This is a genomic window from Streptomyces sp. Inha503 (assembly GCF_047215865.1).
In the GTDB taxonomy this organism is placed as follows: domain Bacteria; phylum Actinomycetota; class Actinomycetes; order Streptomycetales; family Streptomycetaceae; genus Streptomyces; species Streptomyces lycopersici.
This window is the reverse complement of the sequence record NZ_CP178360.1, coordinates 4098319-4122340: the sequence shown is the minus strand read 5'-3', so window position 1 is coordinate 4122340 and position 24022 is coordinate 4098319. Positions and strand designations below refer to the sequence as shown.

Genomic DNA, 24022 nt, shown 5'->3' with positions numbered 1-24022 from the left:
TCGGCGCGCCCGGGGCCGGGCCCTGCTGGTGGGTCCGCGTGCCTGCGGGCGGGCCCTGCGGTCGGTCCGCGTGGCCCACGGGCGGGCCCTGCGGTCGGTCCGCCTACCGCGGACTGCCGCTCATCCCCCGCCGGGCGCCCGTGGCGTTCGTACGGGCGTGGAGATCAGCCGTCCCGGCGCGTCCGTGATGATGCCGTCGCAGCCCAGCCGCAGCATCCGGTCCCGCTGCGCCGGGGTGTCCACGGTGTGCGCCCACACCCGCGGTATCCCGGAGGCGACGGCCCGCCGTACGTCCTTGTCGCGCGCCCGGTAGTCGACGTCCAGCAGATCGACGACTCCGCGCCAGTCGCGCGGGGTGTCGGTGCGCATCTGCCGGGCGGACCGCCACAGCTGGGTCAGCAGCCCCTCGCGGTGGGCCTCGCGGGCCACCTCGGGGCGGTTGCTGTTGACGTAGACGGAGTGGATCAGCCCCCGGTCGCGGATCATCTTCGCGAGCCGCGGCAGGCTCTCCGGGTCCTTGGCCTCCACCATCAGGGTGATCCGGCCGCCGAACCGGTCCAGCACCTCGGCGACGGTCGGCGGCCGCTCGGGTCGCCAGGTGCCGCGCAGCGAGGGGTCGGGGCGCAGCCGGACGTCGCGCCACTGGGCGGTGGTCAGGGCCCGCACGGGCCCGGTCCGGTCGGTGGTGCGGTCCAGCGTGGCGTCGTGCATCACCACGAGCGTGCCGTCCGCCAGCATGCGGCTGTCGAAGTCCAGGACCTGGACGTCATGCCTGCTGAAGGCGCTGGCCAGCCCGGACATGCTGTTCTCGGGCACTTCCAGGGCGCCGCCGCGGTGCGCGGTGTAGACGACGGCGGGCTTACGGGACGACGGCGTCGTGAGCGCGGGCTGGAGGTCGGGGCGGGCCGGTTCGGCGGCCGGGGGTATGAGGCGTCGTACGGACGGACGAGCGGTGGGGTGGGCCGCGACGGCCGCCGGTATGGACAGGCCCAGCACCACGACGGCGGTCAGAAAATGCCTGCTGATCATAAATGGCACGCTAGGGGCGCGACATCCGTTATGCCCTGATATCGGCACCCGGTCGGGGTGCTCTCACCACCCCGGATGCGGACACCGGCCACTTCCGGAGCAGGATGGTGGCAGCATTGATCGGGTACCGGCGGTACCGCCGGTACCGGCGGTGAAGCGAGGCGGTAGATGGAACGCAAGGGCAGGTTCTCCCAGTGGCTGCGCCGGCCGAGGAGCGGAGCGGGCGGCGACCAGGGCACGGGAGCGGGCGCCGGGGGCGTCCGCGAGGATCTGCTCATGGCCGCCGCGGCGGCGGGTTTCCCACTCGCGCCGGCCGCGCACCCCTCCGGCTACGGCTGTTCCTGTGACCGCATCGGCTGTCCCACCCCGGCCCGCCACCCCGTCTCGTTCGCCTGGCAGACCCAGGCGACGACGGACCCGGACAAGGTCACGCAGTGGCTGCGCGCCGATCCGCAGGCCAACTTCATCACCGCCACCGGCATCGTCCACGATGTGCTCGACGTGCCCGCGGACGCGGGGCGGCTGGCCCTGGAGCGGCTGGGGGAGGCCGAGGTCGAGGTCGGGCCCGTGGCCACGAGCAGCGGCGATCTCCAGCAGGGCCGGATGCTCTTCTTCACGGCCACGCGGGGTACGCCCGACGACGAGGACGAGTGGTGGCCGTGTGAGCTGGACTGCCATCCGGAGACGATGGATGAGCATCCGGGGCTGCGGTGGCACTGCCGGGGGAGCTATGTGCTGGTGCCGCCCGCGAGGCTGCCCGGGGACGGGCATGTGGGATGGGTGCTCGGGCCGGAGCGGGCGCTGCCGGATCCGCTGACGCTGCTGGAGGCGCTCACCGATGCGTGTGCCCGCTTCGCGGGCGAGGATCGGGAGACGGCCGCTTGGCCCATGGGGCGGTAAGGCAGGGGTGTGGGCAATCGTTCTGCGGGGCGGAACGGGTGGGCACACCCCACCCACCGGCCCGCACCCGACGACGAAACCCCACGGGCCTATTCGCCCTTCGCGGCGGTTACGCCCTCCAGGCGGTTGAGGAAGACCACCTTCGGGTCGGCCGCGTCCTTCGCCGGGACCCGTACCGCCGACTCCGCGATGCGGGTCAGCGTCACCGCCTTCTTCGCCTCCCCCGTCATCAGCGCCTTGATCTGCGGATCCGGGTTGGGCCGGAACCCCTTCGCCATGGTCTGCTTCTGCCGGTGGTGCGAGGCGAAGAACACGATCGCCCCGCCGTCCGAGGTGCGCAGCCCCACCGGGGCGTCCTGCGCGCCCTGCGCCGGGCTGTCGATGTACTCGGTCCAGAACTTCGGCGTGCGCAGGTACTTCTTCCGGGTGTCCCGCAGCCCCGACGTGGACTGGCCGTCGGCGAAGACCGAGCCCTTGCCCGTCATCAGGTAGTCGGCGTACTCCGCGCTCAGCTTGTCCGGCCGGGTGGCCAGCTTCGGGGCCGGCCCGGCGGCCCGGACCGGCTTGGCCCAGCCGTCCTTGTCGGTCGCGAAGTCCGGCACCTCGTCCTGGCTGAGGATCGACAGATACGCGGCCTTCCACGGCTCATCGGCACCGCCGCGGGTGAAGACGAACAGCCAGCGGTTGTCGTCGCGGTTGCTGTCGGTGTCCGCGACGAAGAACTTCGGCCAGCCCACCTGCTTGGGGATGCGGTAGGTGACGTCGGACAGCTCCAGCGACGGGTACTTGGGGTTGCCGTCGGGCGAGCTCGCGTGCTGGGCCTTGAGGTCGGCCGTGGTGATGGCCTCCAGCGGGCCCGTCTCCACCTGGCTCGCCAGCGCCGGATCCAGCTCCCGGTACGCCTTGTTGTAGGTGTCGGTGAACCGCTTGAGCGCCTTGGGCGCCTCAGCCTTGTCCACCGACGGAATGTTCTCCCGCTCGCCGTGCACCGTCATGCACCCCGTGAGCGTCATCCCCAGCGTCAGTACCACCGCTGCGGTCGGAACTGCCAGTTGCCGACGGGGCGACCTGCGTGTCATGGGGCTCCGGCTCCCGATTCGTGGGGGCTGCTGTGGACGGCGACACCCTACCGGGGCGGAGGAACAGCGCGAGCGTGGGGACCAGGTAGAGCGCCCACATCCACACCTGGAGCCAGGTCGGGTCCGGCTGGAAGTTGAAGACGCCCTTCAGCACCGTGCCGTACCAGGAGTCCGGCGCGATGGTGGAGCTGATGTCGAATGCCAGCGAGTGCAGCCCGGGCAGCCAGTCGGCCTCCTGGAGGTCGTGGAAGCCGTACGCGAGGACCCCCGCCGCCACCACGACCAGCATCGCACCGGTCCAGGTGAAGAACTTCGCCAGGTTGATCCGCAGCGCGCCCCGGTAGAACAGCCAGCCCAGCACCACCGCGGTGACCAGGCCCAGGACCACGCCGATCAGCGGGTCCGCCGTACCGTCGTTGCTCGCCCGCACCGCCGTCCACACGAACAGCGCGGTCTCCAGACCCTCCCGGCCGACCGCGAGGAAGGCCGTGGCCACCAGTGCCCCGGTGCCCATCGCGAGCGCCGCGTCCAGCTTGCTGTGCAGCTCGGACCTCAGATGGCGGGCGGTGCGCCGCATCCAGAACACCATCCAGGTCACCAGACCCACCGACACGATCGACAGCGAACCGCCCAGCGCCTCCTGCGCCTCGAAGGTCAGCTCCTGCGAGCCGAACTCCAGCGCCGCGCCGAAGGACATGCTCAGGGCGACCGCGACGGCGATCCCGAGCCACACCGGGCGCAGCGCCTCCCGGCGCTCGGTCTTGACCAGATAGGCGACCAGGATGCAGACCACCAGGCTGGCTTCGAGCCCTTCGCGCAGACCGATCAGGTAATTGCCGAACACGAGGTTCGCCTTCCTTGTCGAGGGTTCCTGGATGAGTCCGTCAGTCCGTCAGGAGAACAGCGCCCTGCCCCACCAGTCGTCCGCGTCCCGGACGCCCGGCGGGATGGCGAAGAGCGCCGAACCCACGTGCTGGATGTACTCGTTGAGCGCGTCGGTCCGCGCCAGCCGCCGCTGTACGGGCACGAACCCGTCCCGTACGTCGTGCTGGTAGGCGAGGAAGAACAGCCCCGCGTCCAGCCGCCCCAGACCGTCCGTGCCATCGGTGAAGGAGTAGCCGCGGCGCAGGATCCGGGCCCCGCCGTTGGAGTCCGGATGCGCCAGCCGGACATGCGCGGTGGGCAGCATCGCCTTCAGGTTGGGCTCGTCGTGCTCGCGCTGTCTGCCCTGCGGCGCGCCCTCGCCCTTGTCCCGGCCGAAGACGTCCTCCTGCTCCTTGAGCGAGGTGCGGTCCCAGGTCTCGATGTGCATCCGGATGCGGCGCGCCACCAGGTACGAGCCGCCGGCCAGCCACGCCGGGCCCGCCTTCCCGCTCACCCACACATGCTTGTCCAGGGCGGCGGTGTCGGTGCCCGCGATGTTCCGGGTGCCGTCCTTGAAACCCATCATGTTGCGCGGGGTCTGCGCGTCCGGCGTGGTCGAGGACGTCTTGCCGAAGCCCAGCTGCGACCAGCGGATGGCCACCTTGCCCATGCCGATCCGGGCCAGGTTGCGGATGGCGTGCACGGCCACCTGCGGATCGTCCGCACACGCCTGCACACACAGATCGCCGTCGCTGCGCGCCGGGTCGAGGTTGTCGCCGGGGAAGGCGGGCAGGTCGATCAGCGCCCCGGGGCGGCGGTCGGCGATGCCGAAGCGGTCCTTGCCCTTCTTGTCCGTGAACAGTGTGGGCCCGAAGCCGATGGTGAGGGTGAGCCGGGACGCCTTGAGGCCCAGCGCCTCGCCGGTGTCGTCCGGCGGGGCCTCCGCCAGATCGCTCACCGCGCCGCCGCCGACCGCATGCCCCTGGGTCATCCGGGCCGCCGCCTTCGTCCACTCCTTCAGCAGCGCGATCAGCTCGGCGCGGTCGTCGGTGGTGACGTCGAACGCCGCGAAGTGCAGCCGGTCCTGCACCGCGGTGGCGATCCCCGCCTGGTGCGCCCCGTGGAAGGGCACCGCGGCGCCGCTGTCCGCGACCGCCTGGGTGTCGTCCGCGTCGCCGAGCGCGGCCGCCGCGCCCCCGGCGGCCGCGGCGCCGAGCGCGAGCCCGGCGCCGCCCCAGCCGATCAGCGCCCGGCGCGAGGGAGCAGCCGTACCGGTCTCGCGCGAGGGAGCCGTACCTGTCTCATGTGAGGGAGCCGTTTTGGCCTCGTCGGTCATGCCCGGCCCCTCACTTGGTGACGACGGCCGCGGCGAGCCGGGACAGCGGCTCGGCGAGCGCGTTGACCGCGTCGGACAGCTTCTTGCGCTGGGACTCCGAGACGGTGTCGTACGACACGAAGCCATCGCCCTCGCGGTACTTGTCCAGCAGCTTGGCGACGGCCGCGAACTGCTTGTCCAGATCCTTGGCCAGCTCCGGGTCGTTCTTGGCCGCCACCGGCTTGAGCAGCTCGTACGAGGTCTCGGCGCCCTCGACGTTGGCCTTGAAGTCCACCAGGTCGGTGTGGCTGTAGCGCTCCTCCTCACCGGTGACCTTGCCGGTCTGCACCTCGTCCAGCAGCTCCTTGGCGCCGTTGGCCATGCCGGTGGGGGTGATGTCGGCGGTTCCGACGCGCTTCTGCCAGTCCTTCAGATCCTTGATGAGCCGGTCGGCGAGGTCATGGTCGGCCGCGGTGATCTTCTTGGTCTGCCACAGCGACTTCTCCAGCCGGTGCCAGCCGGTCCACTTCTGGCCCTTCTCCAGACCGTCCTCGCGCACATCCACCTTGGGGTCGATATCGCCGAAGGACTCGGCGACCGGCTCGGTGCGCTCCCAGCCGATGCGCGAGGGGGCGTAGAGCTTCTTGGCGCCCTCGAGGTCGTCCTTCTTGACCGCGTCGGCGAACTTCTGGACCGCGGGCAGCGTGTCGTCGGCCTGCTTCTGGACGTACGTCCGGTACGCGGCCACTGCCTTGTCCAGCCGCGGATCGCGCTGGGGCAGCTTGCCCTTGCCGGTGGCGGACACCTTCTGGCGGATGCCGTGGCCCTTCATCCCGGGCTTGCAGGCGATCTCGTACGAACCGGCCTTGACCTCGGCGTTGATCGAGGCGCTGGTGCCGGGGCCGATGTTCTCCCGCTCGGTGACGATCCGGTCGCCCGGGGCGTAGACATAGACCTCGGTGACCTTGGAGCCCTTGTTCTCCACCGCGAGCTTCACATGCCCGGCGGGGAAGGAGGTCTTGGAGACCTCGCACGCGCTGTCGGAGGCGGTTACCTGGACGGCGTCCGAGTCCTTGGCGTCGGACTTCTGGGCGCATCCAGCGACGGCGGTGATCGTCGTCAGTGCCGATATCGCGGCGACAACGGAGGTGCGAGCGGCTCGCATACGGGCTCCAGACGGAATCGGGACAGGCGGGGCAGGACGGACGTACGGTGGCGGATAAGGCTGGCCTAACTTAACTGAGCCTTGCCTGTGTCGATCCTGTGTAAGGTCAAGGAGTGCTCTGTGGATGGCAAAGGTTTGGCCAAGGTGGCTGATTTGATGCGGTTCGCAGTCCGGGAAGAGTGACGCACGCCTCTTATGGGCGCGGTGCTTTCACGGGCGCGGCACTTCTGTGGGTGCGGCGCTTCTGTGGGTGCGGCGCTTCAATGGGCCCGGGTCTTCCCGCGGGCGCGGCTCGTCAGATGTCGTCGCCCGGTCGCGTGGCGGGCAGGCCGGCGGCGAGTGCCGCCGACGGCGTGGACTCGCCCGCGCCCCGTTCAGGCGCTGAGCCGGAACTCCTCGGCCAGCTCCCGGAAGATCCCCGCGTTCAGCGCGTAGGCGCGCTTGCACTCCTCCACGACGCGCTGCTTCTCCAGATCGTCCACCGGCAGCGCGTCCAGCAGCGCGCGGTACTCCCGCTTGAACGCGGCGGGGTTGGTTATCGACTCGAAGACGTAGAACCGCACCCCGTCGCCCTTACGGTCGAAGCCCCAGGTCTTCTCCGCCGTGTCCCGGACGATCTGGCCGCCGGACAGGTCGCCCATATAGCGGGTGTAGTGGTGGGCGACATAGCCCGCCGGCCAGTCACGCGCACACTCCGCGACCCGCGCCGCGTACGCCGCCGTGGCGGGCAGCGCGGTGAGGCCGCTGCGCCAGTCCGGGCCGCCGAGGTGGGCCAGATCGCGCTCCAGCTCGGCCAGCCGGGCCAGCTCCGGCCGGAGGAACGGGCCCGCCACGGGGTCCGCCGCGAGCGCGTCGGCCGGAGACTCCAGGGCGCGGTAGACGAACCACAGCTGCTCGGAGTAGCGGCGGTAGGCCGCCACCCCCAGCCGCCCACCGAGCAGATCGCTCATGAACGACGAGCTCCCGACGTCCGAGTGCGCTTCCCGTGAGGCGGTGCGGATCTGGGCGGAGAACTCCACGGTGGACCTCCGGGGGCCGAGGTGTGTAGGTTAGGCTTACCTAAGTAGAGACCATCGCCTACGTCAATGCTTTCCCGACAGGCTGTCGGTAAAACGGCCGCCGAAGAATCAGCCCCCGGCACAAGACATTCCGGACCGCCCCGGCCGCTAGGGCAGAGTGAGGATCTCCGCCCCGGTCTCGGTCACCACCAGCGTGTGCTCGAACTGCGCCGTCCGCTTGCGGTCCTTGGTGACCACGGTCCAGCCGTCCTCCCACATGTCGTACTCATGGGTGCCCAGCGTCAGCATCGGCTCGATGGTGAAGGTCATCCCCGGCTTGATCTCGGTGGTGTGGTGCGGGCTGTCGTAGTGCGGCACGATCAGGCCGGAGTGGAACGAGGTGTTGATCCCGTGGCCGGTGAAGTCGCGGACCACGCCGTAGCCGAAGCGCTTGGCGTACGACTCGATGACCCGGCCGATGATGTTGATCCGGCGGCCCGGCTTGACGGCCTTGATCGCGCGGTTGAGCGACTCACGGGTGCGCTCGACGAGCAGCCGCGACTCCTCGTCCACCTCGCCGCACAGATAGGTGGCGTTGTTGTCCCCGTGCACCCCGCCGATGTAGGCGGTGACGTCGAGGTTCACGATGTCGCCGTCCTTGAGGACGGTGGTGTCGGGGATGCCGTGGCAGATGACCTCGTTGACGGAGCTGCACAGCGACTTGGGGAACCCGCGGTAGCCCAGCGTCGAGGGATACGCGCCGTGGTCGCACATGTACTCGTGGGCCACCCGGTCCAGCTCGTCCGTGGTGACCCCGGGCGCGATCAGCTTGGCGGCCTCCTCCATCGCCCGCGCGGCGATCCGCCCGGCGATCCGCATGCGCTCGATCGTCTCGGCGTCCTGGACCTCGGGCCCGTCATAAGGAGTCGGGCCCTGCTTCCCGACGTACTCCGGACGCGGGATCGAGGCGGGGACGGTGCGGGTGGGGGAGAGCTTCCCCGGGACTAGAAGCGACTGGCCAGACATATCAGCGAGTGTATCGGCGGCGCATGGGGCAGCATGGCCGCAAGGGAGTACGAGCGGAAGGTCGGGGCCGGGATGGCGCTGTTCAGGAGAGGGACCGCCGGCAAACCCGGCGAGTGGTACTACTGCATCAAGCACCAGAAGGTCGAGGAGGGCCCGGAGTGCCGCGCCGCCGACCGCCTCGGCCCGTACGCCTCCCCGGAGGAGGCCGCCCGCGCGATCGAGACCTCGCACGAACGCAACGAGGAATGGCGAAACGACCCGCGCTGGCGCGACGACGAGCCCCCGGCGACGGACTGAGACGCCCCCTCGGGGCGGGGGCTTCCCCGGCTGCCGGGAGCGGGGCTTTCCCGGCTGCCGGGAGCCTTGCCGGGCGCCGTGAGCGGACGCCGGCCTCGCCCTGACGCGCGGAGCTTCCCCGGGCACGGAGAGCTTCCCCGGTGCGGGGCGCCGAGGGACCGGCCCGGTCCGGAGTGCCGCGCCGCCCCACCGTCTCGGCCTGTACGGCTCCCCGGAGGAGGCCGCCCGCGCGATGGAGACGGCACGCGAGGGCAATGAGAGTGGCGGCGCGCTGGGAATCGGCCCAGCGCCCGGCGATCAGCCAGTGGCGGGGCGGAGCTCGCGGGACTCTCTCGCCCGGCGGGCGTGTTCGTCCGTTCGGGCGTCGTAGGCCATCAGCCGGGGCAGTGCGAGTGCCAGGAGGCCGACCGAGGCCACGCAGGCCAGCCCGCCGGACCACACCGAGGCCCGTACGCCCACCCACCCGGCCATGGAACCGGCCCGGACCTGGCCCAGTTGGGGGCCGGTGGCGTAGGAGAGCAGCTCGATACCGGCCAGTCGGCCGCGCAGCCTCTCCGGGATCGTCTGGTTCCACAGCGTGGCGCGGAAAAGCCCGCTGACCATGTCCCCGCCGCCCGCCACCGCCAGGCACAGCAGCACCAGCCAGACGTTGGACAGCCATCCGGCCGCCGCCATGGCCAGGCCCCAGACGGCCGCGCCCGCGACCACCAACCGGCCGTGGCGGTGCACCCGGGACGTCCAGCCGCTGGTCGCGCTGACCACCACCGAGCCGATCGAACCCGCCGCGTACATCAGGCCCAGCGCCCAGGGCGCGTCCAGATCGTCGGCGAGGAAGGGGAAGATCGCGTTCGGGAAGGCGAAGAACATGGCGGCCATGTCCACGGCGTAGGTGCCCAGCAACTCCTTGCGCCGCCAGGCGTAGCGCGCGCCCTCGCCAATCGCGCGCAGCGACGGCGGCTCGGCGTCGTGCGCGGGCGGGGCGGAGGCCAGTCGGAGGGCCAGCAGTCCGGAGACGGCGAAGGTCAGCAGATCGAGGCCGTAGGCGAGCGGCAGCCCGGCGTACGCCACGACGACCCCGGCGAGCGAGGGCCCCGCGATCGCGGACAGCTGCCAGCGCAGCGAGTTGAGCGCGGCGGCCGCGGTCAGCTGGGCGTGCGGGACGATCCGGGCCACCACCGCGTCGATGGCGGGGCGCTGGAGCCCGGTCAGCGCACTGGTCAGCGCGGCCACCACATACAGCGGCCACAGCATGGGATCCGGCAGCAGGCTGTTGACCAGCAGCAGCGCGGAGAGCAGCCCGAGCCCGACCTCGGTCAGCAGGATCAGCCGCCGCCGGTCGACGGCGTCGGCCAGCGCGCCGCCGTACAGCCCGAAGACGATCAGCGGCACCAGTTCGACCGCCCCGATCGCGCCCACCGCGGCGGCGGAGCCCGTCAACTCCTTGATCTGGAGCGGCAGCGCCACCATCGTCAGGAAGCTGCCGAAGGCGGTCACCAGCCCCGCGGTCCACAGCAGCCGGAAGTCGCGGGAGGAGTGCCACGGGGCGAGATCGGGCAGCAGCGCGCGAGCCCGCCGCGGGGCGCGCCGCGGCGGGCGGGGCGCCGGAGGGTCGTCCTGGTCGGTCAGGGTCACGAGGCGACATCGTCCGGCCGCGCCGCCGCGCCGGGCAACCGAATTACGGCCCGTGGGGCGCCGATTGGCGGTGGCCGCCGTACGGCCCGCGCGGGCGCCTCATGGATCGCCGCGGCCCCATGAGCCGTGGCCGCCGTACGGCCCGTGCGCGCCTCACGGCCCGCCCGCCGCCGTACGGCCCGGCAGGGCGCCGTCACCAGCCCGCTGGGCACTCTCACCAGCCCCTGGGGTGTGCACCCCCAAGCCCCCTCACCAATGCGCCGGCGGCGGCGCCGTCAGGTGTTCGGCCAGCCGGGCGAGCCGGTCCTGGAAGCGGCGGCGGCCCGGGCGCGGCAGGCTGTTTTCGCCGGCGGCCGCGCTGACCAGATGCTGGAGGGTGTCGAGGTCGAGTTCGCCGCTCTCGGGGGCGGAGAGGGCGTCATGGGCCAAGGCGTGCAGTTCGGCGGCGCCGCCGTCGAGGGCGAGCACGGTGGCCCCGCCCCGGCGGGCGTCGTTGACCCGTTCCAGCAGCCCGGAGCCGGGGTCGTCCGGCGCGACCACCAGCAGGGTTTCCCCGCGGCCCGCCCGCTCCAGCCGCCCGAGCCCGACCGCCAGGTGCGCGGGGACGGCGGTGCCCTCCGGCACCCGGTGGCGGACGAGGGTGGGGGACAGCTCGGGCAGCCCGGACCAGGCCGCCTCGTCGTCGAGGTGCGCGGCCAGGTGCCACGGTTCGTAGGCCTCGCTGCCGACCAGCAGCAGTCCGCCCGCGCGCGGTCCGACCGAGGCCCGTAGCGAGCCCGCGAAGCGGCGGGTGGCCTGGAGCCATTCCGTTCCGGCGAGGACTTCGCGCAGCAGCGCGACCCTTACGGCGTCCATGGCATCCGGATCCTGCCCCGGCCCGCGCCCCGGCGGGCGCGATTCGGGCCCGGCTCACCCGTTCGGGGCATATGCGGTGGGCATGCCGTCAGCCCGTTCCGTGTCCGGTGCCCACGCGCACCACGTCCGCGTCTCCAACTGTTCATGCGCCGTCTCTTGACGCTCCGTAAGGCAAACCCTAAGGTCGCCGCACACAAGGGACGTCCTACGTCCTATTTTTCTGACTCGGCACTCGATTGCGACGGGGCATCGGGAGGTCTGGTGACAGTCGACACGGGGGCGGCACGCTCGTACGAGGTGTCCGTTCCGTTCCGGGCGGGGACCGAGGGCTATGCGAGCTACCGGATCCCGGCAGTCGTGCTGACCCGCGACGGCACCGTCCTCGCGTTCGCCGAGGGCCGGGTGGACTCCTCCGCCGACGACGGCCATATCGACCTCGTGCTCAAGCGGTCGGCCGACGGCGGACGGACCTGGGGCGCCTTACAGGTCGTGGCCCGCAACGGCGACGGGACGGCGGGCAACCCCGCCCCCGTCGTCCTCGACGGCGGCCCGGACGACGGCCGCGTCCTGCTGGTGCACGTCCGCAGCGCCGCCTCCGCGACCGAGGACCGGATCCGGCGCGGCGAGGTGAGCGCGGCCGACGGGCGGCGGGTGTGGCTGACGTACAGCGACGACGACGGTGCGAGCTGGAGCGGGGCGCGCGAGATCACCGCGAGCACCAAGCGGCCCGAATGGCGCTGGTACGCCACCACCCCGGGCCACGCCCTCCAGCTGCGCTACGGCCCCCACGCGAGCCGGATCGTCGTCCCCGGCAATCACTCCCTGCCGCCGACCGTCCCCGGCGACGACGGCACCGAGGGCCGGTACAACGGCGGGCACGACCTGCTCAGCGACGACGACGGCGCCACCTGGCGGATCGGGTACGTGGACGACAACCCCGACGGCTACGTCAACGTCAACGAGACCACCGCCGCCCAACTCCCCGACGGCCGGGTCTACTTCAACACCCGCACCGACGCCACCGCGCCCGGCACCCGCGCCGACGCCCACTCCGGCGACGGCGGCGCCACCCTGGACCTCCCCTTCCGGCCGCAGGCCGGTCTGGTCGCCCCCGTCGTGGAGTGCAGCGTGCTGCACCTCGGCGAGCCGGACGCACTGCTCTTCTCCGGCCCCGCCGACCCCGCGTACCGGGCGCTGATGACCGTCCGCACCAGCTTTGACGGCGGCGTCACCTGGCGGACCGGCCACACCGTGAACGGCCTGCCCGCCGCCTACTCCGATCTGGTCCGGCTCGACGACGCCACGGTCGGACTGCTCTACGAGACCGGCGACTTCAGCGCCTACTCGACCATCACATTCCGGCGCATTCCGATGGAGGGGCTGGTATGAGCGACACCGCAAGAAACCGGAACACCTGGCCGCACGGCACGCCGCCGCGCCGCGCGGTCCTCGGCGGCGCGGCCGCCGCGGCCGCCGGGTTCGCCCTCGCGGGCTGCGGCTCGGACGACGACGGGGGTGATGAGCCCAAGGGCCGCAAGAAGGGCGAGAAGATCACCCTGACCTTCTGGTCCTGGGTGCCGGGCATCGACAAGCCCGTCGCCCTGTGGAACAGCAAGAACCCGGAGGTCCGGGTCAAGGTCGAGAAGGTCTCGGCCGTCGACGGCGCCCAGTACGCCAAGATGCACGCCGCCATCAAGGCGGGCAACCCGCCGGACCTCGGCCAGATCGAGTACCCGGTCGTGCCCAGCTTCCTCATCGACAACGGGCTGCTGGACCTGACCAAGTACGGGATCGCCGACCACAAGGACAAGTTCATCGGGTGGCAGTGGCAGCAGTCCGTCTTCGGCAAGGCCGTCTACGCCGTACCGCAGGCGTCCGGTCCGATGGGCCTGTTCATCCGTCGGGACCTCTTCGAGAAGTGGGGCATCGAGCCCCCCACCACCTGGGACGAGTACGAGGCGGCGGCCACCGCGATCCGTAAGAAGGGCGCCTGGATCGAGACCTTCTCGGCCACCAACGGCAACCGCTTCGCGGGGCTCGCCTGGCAGGCAGGGGCGCGCTGGTTCGGCACCGAGGGCGACACCTGGACCGTATCCATCGACGACGAGCCCACCCGTAAGGTCGCCGACTACTGGTACGGGCTGGTCCGCCGGAAGCTCATCAAGACCATCCCGGACCGGCAGAACGCCTGGTACAAGGATGTCCAGACCGGCGACATGGCCTCCTGGCTCGGCGCCAGCTGGGGCGACGCCCTGCTGGTCGGCAACGCCCCCAAGACCGCGGGCAAATGGCGCGTGGTGCCCATGCCGCAGTGGAAGAAGGGCGACGCCGCCTACGCCAACTGGGGCGGCTCCACCACCGCGGTCTTCGCCAAGAGCAAGTACCCCAAGGACGCGCTGGCCTTCGCGATCTGGCTCAACACCGACCCCGAGTCGATCAAGCTCCTGATCGAGAACGGCTATGGCACCCCGGGCGCCAAGCGCGGCTACACCACCTCCCAGCTCGATGTGCACAAGGACTTCTTCGGCGGCCAGGAGTACAGCAAGGTCTTCGACGAGGCGAGCAAGGGCGTGGACACCAGCTGGAAGTGGGGCCCCGCCACGGACACCCTCTACCAGCGGCTCGGCGACGCCTTCACGGCGGCCATCGGCGACGGGTCCGACTTCCGCTCCGTGCTGAAGAAGGTGCAGAGCCAGACGATCACCGATCTGAAGGAAAAGGGCCTCCAGGTGAAGGCCGGGTGAGGCGGATGAGAGGAGCCCCCCGCCGTCTCACCAGGACCGAGGCACGCGGCGCCCGGGCGGCGTCCGGGTTTCTGCTGCCCTTCCTCGCGCTCTTCCTGCTGTGCTTCATCGCCCCGATCGGCTACGCCCTCTACGAGAGTCTGCTGAAGGTCGAGCGCACCGGGCCGCTCGGCCTCGGCGGGGAGACCAAGCAGGTGTGGGCGGGGCTGTCCAACTACGCCCACGCCCTGGAGGACGACCGGTTCACGGCGGGCTTCGGGCGGGTGCTGCTCTTCGGCGCCGTCCAGATCCCGGTGATGATCGCCTTCGCCACCGGGCTGGCGCTGCTGCTGGACGCGGCGTCCGCGCGCTGGGTGGGCTTCTTCCGTACCGCCTTCTTCCTGCCGTACGGGGTGCCCGGTGTGATCGCCTCGATCCTGTGGGGCTTCCTCTACGTCCCCGGGATCAGCCCGCTGGTGGAGATGGCCGATTCGGTGGGCTGGAACGTGGACTTCCTGGGCCGCGGGGCGGTCCTGTGGTCCATCGCCAACATCGTCACCTGGCAGTTCACCGGCTACAACATGCTGGTGCTGATCGCCCAGCTCAAGGCCGTCCCCGGCGAGCTGTACGAGGCGGCGCGGATCGACGGGGCGAGCGCCTGGCAGGTGGCCCGGCACATCAAGCTCCCGCTGATCCGGCCCGCGCTCGTGCTCACCACCGTCTTCAGCCTCATCGGCACCCTCCAGCTCTTCGCCGAGCCGAAGGTGCTCAAACCGCTGAGCAACTCCATCGACTCCGGCTACACCCCCAATCTGGCCGCCTACAACGAGGCGTTCACCAGCAACAACCAGCACATCGCGGCGGCCGAGGCGGTGCTGCTCGCCCTCGTCGCCTGCGTGCTGTCCTTCGGCTTCCTGAGACTCGTGGGACAGCGGGGGAAGGACGGCGAGAGCGGATGAGCGAGGCGAACGACCCGACCGGCGGCGTGGTCGTCGGCGGGCCCGGCGGGGCCGCGGGCGGGGCCGCGGGCGGGGCCGCGCGCGGGGGGCCCGAGGAGGTCCCGCCCGGCGACCGGCCCGGTGCGGGCCGCCGCCGCGCGGCGAAGCGCCGGAAGGGTCTTGAACCCCCCTTGCGGCACCGCATCATCACCGCCTCGCTGCTCACGGTCGCCGCCCTCTACTTCCTGACTCCCGTCTACTGGCTCGTGGTCTCCTCCACCAAGTCCAGCAGCGACCTCTTCGGCACCTTCGGCTTCTGGTTCCACGACCCGCACCCGCTGGACTACCTCCACCGGGTGCTCACCTACGACGACGGCATCTACGTCCGGTGGTTCGTCAACAGCCTGATGTACGCGGGCGTCGGCGCGCTCGCCGCCACCCTGCTGTCGGCCGCGGCCGGCTACGCGCTGGCCAAGTACCGCTTCCCCGGCCGGGAAGGCATCTTCAACGTCATCCTGGCCGGAGTGCTGATCCCGGGCACGGCGCTCGCGCTCCCGCTGTATCTGCTCTTCAGCGAGATCGGCCTGGCCAACACCTACTGGGCCGTGCTGATCCCCAGCGTGGTCAGCCCGTTCGGGGTCTATCTGTGCCGGATCTACGCGGCCGCCGCCGTGCCGGACTCCCTCCTGGAGGCGGCGCGGATCGACGGCGCGGGGGAGGCCCGGATCTTCTCCACGCTGGGGCTGCGGCTGATGACCCCGGCGCTGGTGACCGTCTTCCTGTTCCAGTTCGTGCACATCTGGAACAACTTCTTTCTGCCGCTGGTCATGCTCTCCGACTCCGACCTCTACCCGATCCAGCTCGGTCTGACGTCCTGGCAGGGGTACGCGGACCGGCAGCCGGAGCTGTACCAGTACACGGTCGGCGGGGCGTTCCTGTCCGTACTGCCGCTGATGGTGCTGATGGGCGTACTCCAGCGGTACTGGCGCACAGGGCTGACGGAGGGGAGTGTCAAAGCGTAAGAGACGTCACCATGAAGGTGGCCGCGGTGCGTGACAGGATCACTGTCATGACAACTCCTGATGCCACGAACTCCGCGTCCGACGCCCCCGCGAAGAAGGCCCCCGCCAAGGACCCCTGGGACCTCCCCGATGTGTCCGGCCTGACCGTCGGTGTCCTCGGCGGCACCGGCGACCAGGGCCGTGGCCTCGCCTACCGGCTGGCCAGGGCCGGTCAGAAGGTGATCATCGGCTCGCGTGCCGCCGAGCGCGCGCAGACCGCGGCACGGGAGCTGGGCGGCGCGGAGCTCGGCATCGAGGGCGCGGACAACGCGGAGTGCTCGCGCCGCAGCGACATCGTGATCGTCGCGGTCCCGTGGGACGGCCACGCGAAGACGCTTGAGGGGCTGCGCGAGGAGCTGGGCGGCAAGCTGGTGATCGACTGCGTCAACCCGCTGGGCTTCGACAAGAAGGGCGCGTACGCGCTGCGGCCGGAGGAGGGCAGTGCCGCCGAGCAGGCCGCCGCCCTGCTGCCGGACTCCCGCGTCACCGCGGCCTTCCACCACCTCTCGGCCGTGCTGCTCCAGGACCCGGAGGTCGAGCAGATCGACACCGATGTGATGGTCCTGGGCGAGTCGCGCGCCGACACCGACCTGGTGCAGGCGCTCGCGGCGCGCATTCCGGGCATGCGCGGGGTCTTCGCGGGCCGGCTGCGCAACGCCCACCAGGTGGAGTCCCTGGTGGCCAATCTGATCTCGGTCAACCGCCGCTACAAGGCTCACGCGGGCCTGCGCGTCACGGACGTCTGAGGGCGGCCCCGCGGGCCTGCCCGCACCCGGGGCGCCCGGGTTGCCCACCCCCCCGGGGCGCCCGGCTCCTCGGGCGGCGCATGGGGGACAATGGCGGGGAGTGACACACCCCCCGACAGGAGCCGACCCCATGCCCCGCCTCGCCCTCTACACCCTGGCCGTCTGCGTGCTCGCGATCGCCGCGGCCGTCGTGTCCTTCGCGCGGGGGAGCTGGCTCGGCGTCGTCTGGATCCTGATCGCCGGTATCTCGTCCAACATGGCCTGGTACTACCTCCGCAAGGCCCGCGCGGACCGCGCGCACCGCGCGGCCGACCGCGAGAGCACGGGCGCGGCGGGCTGAGGCCACGGGGGCGCCTGCGGCGGGCTGTCCCCCTCCCCGCCCCTTCCCACAACTGGGGCTCCGCCCCAGACCCCGCTCCTCAAACGCCGGAGAGGCTGGAAGGCGGGGCTCCGCCCCAGACTCCGGTCCTCAAACGCCGGAGGGGGTGGTAGGTGGGGCGCCGCTCCAGAGTCCGGTCCTCAAACGCCGGAGGGGGTGGTAGGTGGGGCGCCGCTCCAGAGTCCGGTCCTCAAACGCCGGAGGGGGTGGTAGGTGGGGCTCCGCTCCAGAGTCCGGTCCTCAAACGCCGGAGGGGCTGGGAGGTGGGGCTCCGCTCCAGAGTCCGGTCCTCAAACGCCGGAGGGGCTGGGAGGTGGGGCTCCGCTCCAGAGTCCGGTCCTCAAACGCCGGAGGGGGTGGTAGGTGGGGCGCCGCTCCAGAGTCCGGTCCTCAAACGCCGGAGGGGCTGGGAGGCGGGGCTCCGCCCCAGACCTCGGGGCCCAGGGGCGAAGCCCCTGCGGGAACTCCACCACGTGCGGGGGCTGGGGCGGAGCCCCCTGCCACGCGGCGGAGCAGCAAAGCGATGCCGTGGGAAGGGGCGGGGAGGGGGAAGCACCGAAATGCGGCTCCGCCGCGTGGCCCGCCGCAGGCGTCCCCTAGGAGCGGAACCCGGCGATATCGGGCTCGCCCTGCCAGAAGCGGAAGAACTCCTGGCCCCAGTAGGTGTCCCATTCCGATACGCCCAGCGCCCGCATCACCGCGTCGATCGCCTCGAAGAACGCCTGGTTGACCTCGGGTATCCACAGGATCCCGAAGACCGCGAGCAGCCCGAACGGCGCGTACGGCTCGACCTGGCGCCGGATGCGGTAGGACAGCCACGGCTCGATCACCCCGTACCCGTCCAGGCCCGGCACCGGCAGGAAGTTCAGGATCGCCGCCGTGACCTGGAGCAGCGCCAGGAAGGCGAGCGCGTAGCGGAAGAGCTCCGGCACCCGGTCGGTGGCGCCGAGCCAGAACGGCGCGGTCAGCGCGGCCGCGAACAGCACATTCGTCAGCGGCCCGGCGGCCGAGATCAGGCTGTGCTTCCAGCGCCCCCGGATCCGGTGCCGCTCGATGAACACCGCCCCGCCCGGCAGCCCGATCCCGCCCATGATCACGAAGATCACGGGCAGCACGATGCTCAGCGCCAGGTGGGTGTACTTCAGCGGGTTGAGGGTCAGATAGCCCTTCGCGCCGATCGTCAGGTCCCCGCCGTGCAGCGCGGTGCGCGCATGGGCGTACTCATGCAGACAGAGGGAGACGATCCAGCCCGAGACGACGAACAGGAACACCGCGAAGCCGGGGCTCGCGGAGTACTCCGTCCACACGGCCCACGCGGATACGACCATGATCGCGAACAGACCGAGGAAGACGGGGCTGATACGCCGGTCACGGCGGCTGACTGCGGTGGTCATCGGGTGGGGTCTCCATACGGGCTGGTGAGCGCTGAGGGGGAAACGACGGACAGTGTGCGTGGAGTTCCGGGCCGGGAGGGCCAGATATGAGCAGCGCCACGCGCCCGTGGAGCCCGTCCTCGACTCGGCACCGTTCCCGTCACCCGGCACCGTTTCCGTGACCCCGTCACCGTTCCCGCGCCCCGTCACCGTTCCCGCGCGTCCGAGGCCGATGCCCCGCCCGGCGGGCCATCCACCAGAATGGGCCCGTGCGCTACGGCATCCTCGGCACCACCCAGGCCCGCCACGACGACGGCACCCCCGTGGACGTCGGCGGGGCGCGGCTGCGTGCGCTGCTGGCGGCGCTCGCGCTGACGCCCGGGCGGGCGCGGACCACCGGGGCGCTCATCGGGGAGATCTGGGACACCGATCCGCCCGCCGATGAGCACGGCGCGCTTCAGGCGCTGGTCGGACGGTTGCGACGGGTGCTCGGCAAGGACGCCGTGGAGTCCGTTCCGGGCGGGTACCGGCTGAGCGCCGACCCCGACGACGTCGATCTGCACCGCTTCGAACGGCTCGCGGAGGAGGGCGCCCGCGCCCTCGCCGACGGCGATCCGGCCAAGGCCGTCGATCTGCTCGACGCCGCCCTCGCACTGTGGCGCGGGCCCGCGCTCAGCGATCTGCCCGACGCCACCGCGCCCGCCGCCCGCGCCGAGGCGCGACGGCTGGACGCGCGGCGCGCCCGGCTCGCCGCCGACCTCGCCCTCGGCCGCGCCGGCCAGGCCCTCCCCACGCTCACCGGGCTCTGCGACGCCCATCCGCTGGACGAACCGCTGCACGCGCTGCGCGTCCGCGCCCTGCGGGACGTGGGGCGGATGGCGGAGGCGCTGGCCGCGTACGAGGCGATCCGTACGGAGATCGCCGAGCGGCTGGGCGCCGATCCGGGGCCGGAGCTGCGGGCGCTCCACGCCGAGCTGCTGGCGGCGACCGGCGAGGGGGCTGCCGTGCCGTCGGGCCCCGGTTCGCCGGAGCCCGTACCGGCCGCCTCCGCCCGCGCCCGTGGTGGCAATCTGCGGGCCAGGCTGACCAGCTTCGTCGGGCGCGAGGCCGATCTGGCGGCGCTGCGCGGCGATCTGGCCGAGCACCGGCTGATCACGCTCCTCGGGCCCGGCGGGGCCGGGAAGACGCGGCTGTCGCAGGAGGCCGCCGAGGCGGTCGCGCCCGGCTGGCCGGACGGGGTGTGGCTGGCCGAGCTCGCACCCGTGGACGACCCCGAGACCGTTCCGGAGACGGTCCTCAGCGCGCTCGGGGCGCGTGAGACGGTCATCCTCGGCACGGCGGCCGAGGGGCTGCGCGCCGCCGCCGACCCGACCCTGCACGATCCGCGCGCCCGGCTCATCGAGCACTGCGCCCCGCGCCGGATGCTGATCGTGCTCGACAACTGCGAACACCTCGTGGCGGCCGCGGCCCACCTCACCGAGTCCCTGCTCGCCCAGTGCCCAGGGGTCACCATCCTGGCCACCAGCCGCGAACCCCTCGCCGTCCCGGGCGAGTTGGTGCGTCCCGTGGAGCCGCTGCCCGACCCCGTCGCGCTGCGGCTGCTCCAGGACCGGGGGGCGGCGGCCCGGCCCGGGTTCCGTACCGAGGACGACCCGGCCGCGTGTGCCGAGATCTGCCGCCGCCTGGACGGGCTGCCGCTGGCGATCGAGCTGGCCGCCGCGCGGCTGCGGCTGCTCACCCCGCGACAGCTCGCCGACCGGCTGGACGACCGCTTCCGCCTCCTGACCAGCGGCAGCCGTACGGCGCTGCCCCGTCAGCAGACCCTGCGCGCGGTCGTCGACTGGTCCTGGGGCCTGCTCGACGCCCCGGAGCGCACCGTGCTCGCCCGGCTGTCCGTCTTCGCGGGCGGCTGCGGGCTGGCCGAGGCGGAGGTGGTGTGCGGGGACGTCGAAGGGCACACCGGGCGGACCGGGGCCGTGGACCCCCGCGATGTGGCCGCCCTGCTCGGTTCCCTTATCGATAAATCGCTGGTCGTCACCGCGCCCGGAGCGGATCCCGGAGCGGATCCCGGGGCGGACGGGGAGATGCGCTACCGGCTGCTGGAGACCGTCGCCGAGTACGCGGCGGAGCGGCTGGACGAGTCCGGCGAACGGGCCGCGGTCGAACGCCGCCATCTCATCGCCTACCGGGAGCTGGCCCGTACCGCCGACCCGCTGCTGCGCGGCCCGGCGCAGCGCCACTGGCTCCTCCGGCTGGAGACCGAGCACGAGAACCTGCGCACCGCGCTGCGCCGGGCCGTGGCCGCCCGCGAGGAGCAGGAGGCGCTGTGCCTGGTGCTCTCGCTCGGCTGGTTCTGGCATCTGCGCGGCCATCGCGTCGAGGCCCACCACTGGGCGACGGCCGCGGCCGAGCTCGGGCCGAGCCCCTTCGCACCGCCCGTGACGCCCGCGCCGCCGCTGTACGTCAGCTGTATCGCCGCCCCGCCGCCGATGGAGCCCGAGCTGCTGGCGGAGGCGCGGCGCGGGGCGCGGCTGTTCGCGCTGTCCAACATCGAGGGGGATCTCCAGGTCATGGCGGGCGGCGACGCCCAGCGCGAGTTGGAGGGCATCGTCGCCGCCTACCGGCCGGGGCTGCCCCAGTCCTGCCGGCTACCGGGCGTGCTGTGGTTCTTCGCGGTGTTCCTCAAGGGCGACTTCGCCCTGTTGCGGGGGATGGTCGACGAGGCGGTGCGCACCTGCCGGGAGCTGGGCTACGCATGGGAGCTGGCGTTCAACCTCCAGCTGCGGGCCAGGGTCCACAACGAGCGCAGCGGCGAGCACGAGGGCGCGATCCGCGACGCCGACGAGGCTCTGGAGATCTTCCGCCGGATCGGTGACGTATGGGGCACGGCGGAGGCGCTGGCCGGCCGCGGCGAGACACGGGGGCAGCGCGGCGAGGGCGCGGCCGCGGCGGAGGACTACCGTGCGGCGATCCGCTGCGCCCAGGAGCTCGGCGCCCATGAGCAGGTGCTTTTCCTCCGCTCCCGGCTGGCCGGGGTCTTCGTGGAACTGGGCGACGAGGAGGAGGCCGCGGAGGGCGAGCGGATCCTGCGCGAGGTGGTCGGGCAGCGGCAGCACGTGGGCGCCGAGGCGCTGTCGTACGCCCGGATCCATCTGGCGCTGCGCTGCGGGTCCACGGGCCGCCTCGCGGAGGCACGGGCCCTTCTGACCACGTTGCACGGGGAGTTCGAGGGCCGGGAGCTGCGGCTGTTCGCGGGCATGGTGGAGGGGATGCTGGCCTGGCTCGACCTGCTGGAGGGACGGCCGGGCGACGCCCTGGAGAACGTGCGCGGTGCGCTGGCGAAGACGCCCGGCCGGATGACGGACCTCGTCGCGCCGTACATCCCGGTGACCCAGCTGCTCACCGGGGCCGAGGCGCTGAGCGGCCTCGGCGGCGCCGAGCGGGCCGGGACCGCGGCGCGGCTGGTGGGGGCGTACGACGTGCTGCGCGGGGCGCAGTACTACCGGAAGTCCGCCGTCGAGCGGACGGGCCGGGAGCGCACCGTGGCCGCGGCGCGGGCCGAGCTCGGGGACGCCGCGTACGAGCGGGCCTACGCCGAGGGCACCGGGCTCACGCTGGAGGAGGCCACCGCACTGGTCCGCACGGGCCCGCCCGGCACCGCTCTGACCGGGCCCGGCCCGGGCCCGGCGGCGACATGACACCGGCCGGGCGCGTCCCCCCCCCATAGGACGCGCCCGGCCGGTGGTGGGTGCGGGGCCGCGGACCGTCAGCTCGTCTTGATGCGGAACCTGCGCACCGCGAGCGGCGCCACGACCACCGTGAGGGCCACCGCCCAGCCCAGGGTCACCATCACCGGTTCGGCCACCGCGCCATGGCCGCTGGTCAGCGCCCGTGCGGCGTCCGCGAGCCGGGACAGCGGGTTGTACTCGGTGAAGGACCGCAGCCACCCCGGCATGGTGGCGGTCGGGGCGAAGATGGAGGAGCCGAACTGGAGCGGCATCATCACCATGAAGCCCAGACCGCTGACCGCCTGCGGAGTGCTCAGCGACATCCCCAGCAGCATGAAGATCCAGGTCAGCGACGATCCGAAGACCACGGACAGCGCCACCGCGGCCAGCAGCTCCACGGGCCCGGTCTCGAGCTCGAAGCCCATGATGAAGCCCATGATCAGCAGGATGACGGTGGACACCAGCATCCGGCCGGCCTCCACGATCAGCTTGGCGATCAGCACCGAGGAGCGGGCGATCGGCATGGTGCGGAAGCGGTCCATGACGCCCTTGCTGAAGTCGTCATTGACGCCGATGCCGATCGACATCGCGATGTTGAGCCCGCCCATCGCCATCAGACCGGGGATGAAGTAGTTGACGTACTCGGAGCGGTTGCCGCCGGTCATCGCGCCGCCGAAGACATAGGTGAACAGCAGCGCGAAGACGATCGGCTGGGCCAGGGCGTCGAACATCGCGAACGGTTCGTACCTGATCTGCATGGCGTTGCGCCGCACCAGCGCGCCGATGTGGCGCAGATTGGCGCGGAGGCCGATCCGGCCGTCGCTCTTCCCCCGCACGGGCGCGGTCATCGTGGCCGTACTCACGCGGCGACCTCTTCCAGCGTCTTGTTGTCCTGCGGTGTGGACGCCTTCCGGCCGGTGATGGCCAGGAAGACCTCGTCCAGGCTGGGGAGTTGGGTGTGGATCCCGGAGATCGCGAAGCCGCGCTCACCGAGCAGACCGATCAGGGCGGTCAGCTGCTCATCGCTGGCGATGGGCACACTGACCTGGCCCTCCTCGACGTCGGCGATCGCGCCGCCGATGCCGTCGAGCCCCGCCTGGCTGATGGCGCCGACCATGCGGTGCAGCTCACCGGGGTCGGACGGGCGGATCTGGAGGGTGCGGCCGCCGGTCTTGGCCTTGAGCTCGTGCACCCGGCCGTTGGCGATGACCCTGCCCCGGTCGATCACCGTCAGGTTGTCGGCGAGCTGCTCGGCCTCCTCCATGTACTGCGTGGTGAGCAGCACGGTGGCGCCGTCGGCGACCATCCGCCGGACCTCGTCCCACACCTCGTTGCGGGAGTGCGGGTCCAGACCGGTCGTGGGCTCGTCCAGATAGAGCACCGAGGGCCGGCCGATCATGGACGCGGCCAGGTCGAGCCGGCGGCGCATACCGCCGGAGTAGGTGCGCACCCGGCGCTTGCCCGCCTCGGTGAGCGAGAACCGCTCGAGCATGGCGTCCGCGCGGGCCCGCGCCTCCTTGCGGGAGAGATCGAGCAGCCGCCCGATCATGTAGAGGTTCTCCCAGCCGGGAAGCTTCTCGTCGACCGAGGCGTACTGCCCGGTCAGCCCGATGGTGCGGCGCAGCTGCCGGGGCTGGCGTATCACGTCGTACCCGGCCACCACCGCGGTGCCGGCGTCCGGCACCAGCAAGGTGGACAGACACCGGACGACCGTCGTCTTACCGGCGCCATTGGGGCCCAGCACCCCCAGGACGGTGCCCTCCGGCACGTCCAGATCCACTCCGTCGACGGCCTTGGTGTCACCGAAGTGCTTGACCAGCCCCCGAACTTCGACGGCGTTGCCGTCCCTGATCCTGTGTTCCCGTCGCGTCATGCCGTCCACGATGTCAGCCGTCACCGACAGACCACCGACAA

At 72.0% G+C, this 24022-nt stretch carries 21 protein-coding genes; 9 read left to right on the top strand and 12 right to left on the bottom strand.

What is annotated here, in order from left to right:
- Positions 1–120: 120 nt before the first annotated feature.
- A complete protein-coding gene (locus ACJX2R_RS17025; RefSeq protein WP_413100790.1) occupies positions 121–1029 on the bottom strand; it encodes a glycerophosphodiester phosphodiesterase in 909 nt (302 codons plus the stop codon).
- 168 nt (positions 1030–1197) lie between these two features.
- Here ACJX2R_RS17025 and ACJX2R_RS17020 point away from each other — a divergent pair, with 168 nt between their 5' ends.
- Entirely contained in the window at positions 1198–1929 is a 732-nt protein-coding gene (locus ACJX2R_RS17020; RefSeq protein ID WP_413100789.1) for a bifunctional DNA primase/polymerase, read from the top strand.
- Positions 1930–2018: 89 nt separating this feature from the next.
- Here ACJX2R_RS17020 and ACJX2R_RS17015 read toward each other — a convergent pair whose 3' ends face one another.
- From ACJX2R_RS17015 to map, 6 genes are all read right to left on the bottom strand, one after another.
- A complete protein-coding gene (locus ACJX2R_RS17015) occupies positions 2019–2888 on the bottom strand; it encodes a hypothetical protein (RefSeq protein WP_413100788.1) in 870 nt (289 codons plus the stop codon).
- Positions 2875–3852, bottom strand: coding sequence for an iron uptake transporter permease EfeU (efeU, locus tag ACJX2R_RS17010; protein WP_413100787.1), 978 nt, complete (start codon positions 3850–3852; stop codon positions 2875–2877). The genes ACJX2R_RS17015 and efeU overlap by 14 nt, the downstream gene beginning before the upstream one ends.
- 48 nt (positions 3853–3900) lie before the next feature.
- Positions 3901–5208, bottom strand: a complete 1308-nt coding sequence (gene efeB, locus ACJX2R_RS17005) for an iron uptake transporter deferrochelatase/peroxidase subunit (RefSeq protein ID WP_413100786.1) — start codon at positions 5206–5208, stop codon at positions 3901–3903.
- Between the two features lie 10 nt (positions 5209–5218).
- Positions 5219–6352: an iron uptake system protein EfeO gene (efeO, locus tag ACJX2R_RS17000; RefSeq protein ID WP_413100785.1), complete on the bottom strand. Its 1134-nt coding sequence runs from the start codon at positions 6350–6352 to the stop codon at positions 5219–5221.
- Between the two features lie 374 nt (positions 6353–6726).
- The gene (locus ACJX2R_RS16995; protein WP_413100784.1) at positions 6727–7371 is read right to left on the bottom strand and encodes a heme oxygenase (biliverdin-producing); all 645 of its coding nucleotides are present in this window, start codon (positions 7369–7371) and stop codon (positions 6727–6729) included.
- A gap of 147 nt (positions 7372–7518) precedes the next feature.
- Positions 7519–8376 carry a type I methionyl aminopeptidase gene (gene map, locus ACJX2R_RS16990; protein WP_413100783.1) on the bottom strand — a complete coding sequence of 286 codons (858 nt, stop codon included), beginning with the start codon at positions 8374–8376 and terminating at the stop codon, positions 7519–7521.
- A 72-nt stretch (positions 8377–8448) separates the two neighbouring features.
- Between map and ACJX2R_RS16985 the strand changes: the two genes are divergently transcribed.
- Positions 8449–8673: a hypothetical protein gene (locus tag ACJX2R_RS16985; protein WP_413105877.1), complete on the top strand. Its 225-nt coding sequence runs from the start codon at positions 8449–8451 to the stop codon at positions 8671–8673.
- A gap of 297 nt (positions 8674–8970) precedes the next feature.
- Here ACJX2R_RS16985 and ACJX2R_RS16980 read toward each other — a convergent pair whose 3' ends face one another.
- Positions 8971–10299, bottom strand: coding sequence for an MFS transporter (locus tag ACJX2R_RS16980; protein ID WP_413105876.1), 1329 nt, complete (start codon positions 10297–10299; stop codon positions 8971–8973).
- A gap of 255 nt (positions 10300–10554) precedes the next feature.
- On the bottom strand, positions 10555–11160 hold the full coding sequence (locus ACJX2R_RS16975; protein ID WP_413100782.1) for a hypothetical protein: 606 nt from the start codon (positions 11158–11160) through the stop codon (positions 10555–10557).
- Positions 11161–11421: 261 nt separating this feature from the next.
- Between ACJX2R_RS16975 and ACJX2R_RS16970 the strand changes: the two genes are divergently transcribed.
- From ACJX2R_RS16970 to ACJX2R_RS16945, 6 genes are all read left to right on the top strand, one after another.
- On the top strand, positions 11422–12549 hold the full coding sequence (locus ACJX2R_RS16970) for a sialidase family protein (protein WP_413100781.1): 1128 nt from the start codon (positions 11422–11424) through the stop codon (positions 12547–12549).
- Positions 12546–13904: an ABC transporter substrate-binding protein gene (locus ACJX2R_RS16965; RefSeq protein ID WP_413100780.1), complete on the top strand. Its 1359-nt coding sequence runs from the start codon at positions 12546–12548 to the stop codon at positions 13902–13904. Before ACJX2R_RS16970 ends, ACJX2R_RS16965 begins: the two co-directional genes overlap by 4 nt.
- Positions 13905–13909: 5 nt before the next feature.
- A complete protein-coding gene (locus ACJX2R_RS16960; protein WP_413100779.1) occupies positions 13910–14842 on the top strand; it encodes a carbohydrate ABC transporter permease in 933 nt (310 codons plus the stop codon).
- Positions 14839–15843, top strand: coding sequence for a carbohydrate ABC transporter permease (locus tag ACJX2R_RS16955; RefSeq protein WP_413100778.1), 1005 nt, complete (start codon positions 14839–14841; stop codon positions 15841–15843). The genes ACJX2R_RS16960 and ACJX2R_RS16955 overlap by 4 nt, the downstream gene beginning before the upstream one ends.
- Before the next feature lie 47 nt (positions 15844–15890).
- Positions 15891–16628 carry an NADPH-dependent F420 reductase gene (gene npdG / locus ACJX2R_RS16950; RefSeq protein WP_413100777.1) on the top strand — a complete coding sequence of 246 codons (738 nt, stop codon included), beginning with the start codon at positions 15891–15893 and terminating at the stop codon, positions 16626–16628.
- Positions 16629–16758: 130 nt separating this feature from the next.
- Positions 16759–16968 carry a hypothetical protein gene (locus ACJX2R_RS16945; RefSeq protein ID WP_413100776.1) on the top strand — a complete coding sequence of 70 codons (210 nt, stop codon included), beginning with the start codon at positions 16759–16761 and terminating at the stop codon, positions 16966–16968.
- A gap of 635 nt (positions 16969–17603) precedes the next feature.
- Here the strand turns inward: ACJX2R_RS16945 and ACJX2R_RS16940 are convergent.
- Positions 17604–18401: a site-2 protease family protein gene (locus ACJX2R_RS16940; protein ID WP_262703320.1), complete on the bottom strand. Its 798-nt coding sequence runs from the start codon at positions 18399–18401 to the stop codon at positions 17604–17606.
- A gap of 248 nt (positions 18402–18649) precedes the next feature.
- Here ACJX2R_RS16940 and ACJX2R_RS16935 point away from each other — a divergent pair, with 248 nt between their 5' ends.
- Positions 18650–22078, top strand: coding sequence for a BTAD domain-containing putative transcriptional regulator (locus ACJX2R_RS16935; protein WP_413100775.1), 3429 nt, complete (start codon positions 18650–18652; stop codon positions 22076–22078).
- A 68-nt stretch (positions 22079–22146) separates the two neighbouring features.
- On the opposite strand, the gene ACJX2R_RS16930 is transcribed toward ACJX2R_RS16935, so the two are convergent.
- Positions 22147–22971, bottom strand: a complete 825-nt coding sequence (locus ACJX2R_RS16930; protein WP_262703322.1) for an ABC transporter permease — start codon at positions 22969–22971, stop codon at positions 22147–22149.
- A complete protein-coding gene (locus ACJX2R_RS16925) occupies positions 22968–23981 on the bottom strand; it encodes an ATP-binding cassette domain-containing protein (protein ID WP_413100774.1) in 1014 nt (337 codons plus the stop codon). Before ACJX2R_RS16925 ends, ACJX2R_RS16930 begins: the two co-directional genes overlap by 4 nt.
- Between the last annotated feature and the right edge of the window lie 41 nt (positions 23982–24022).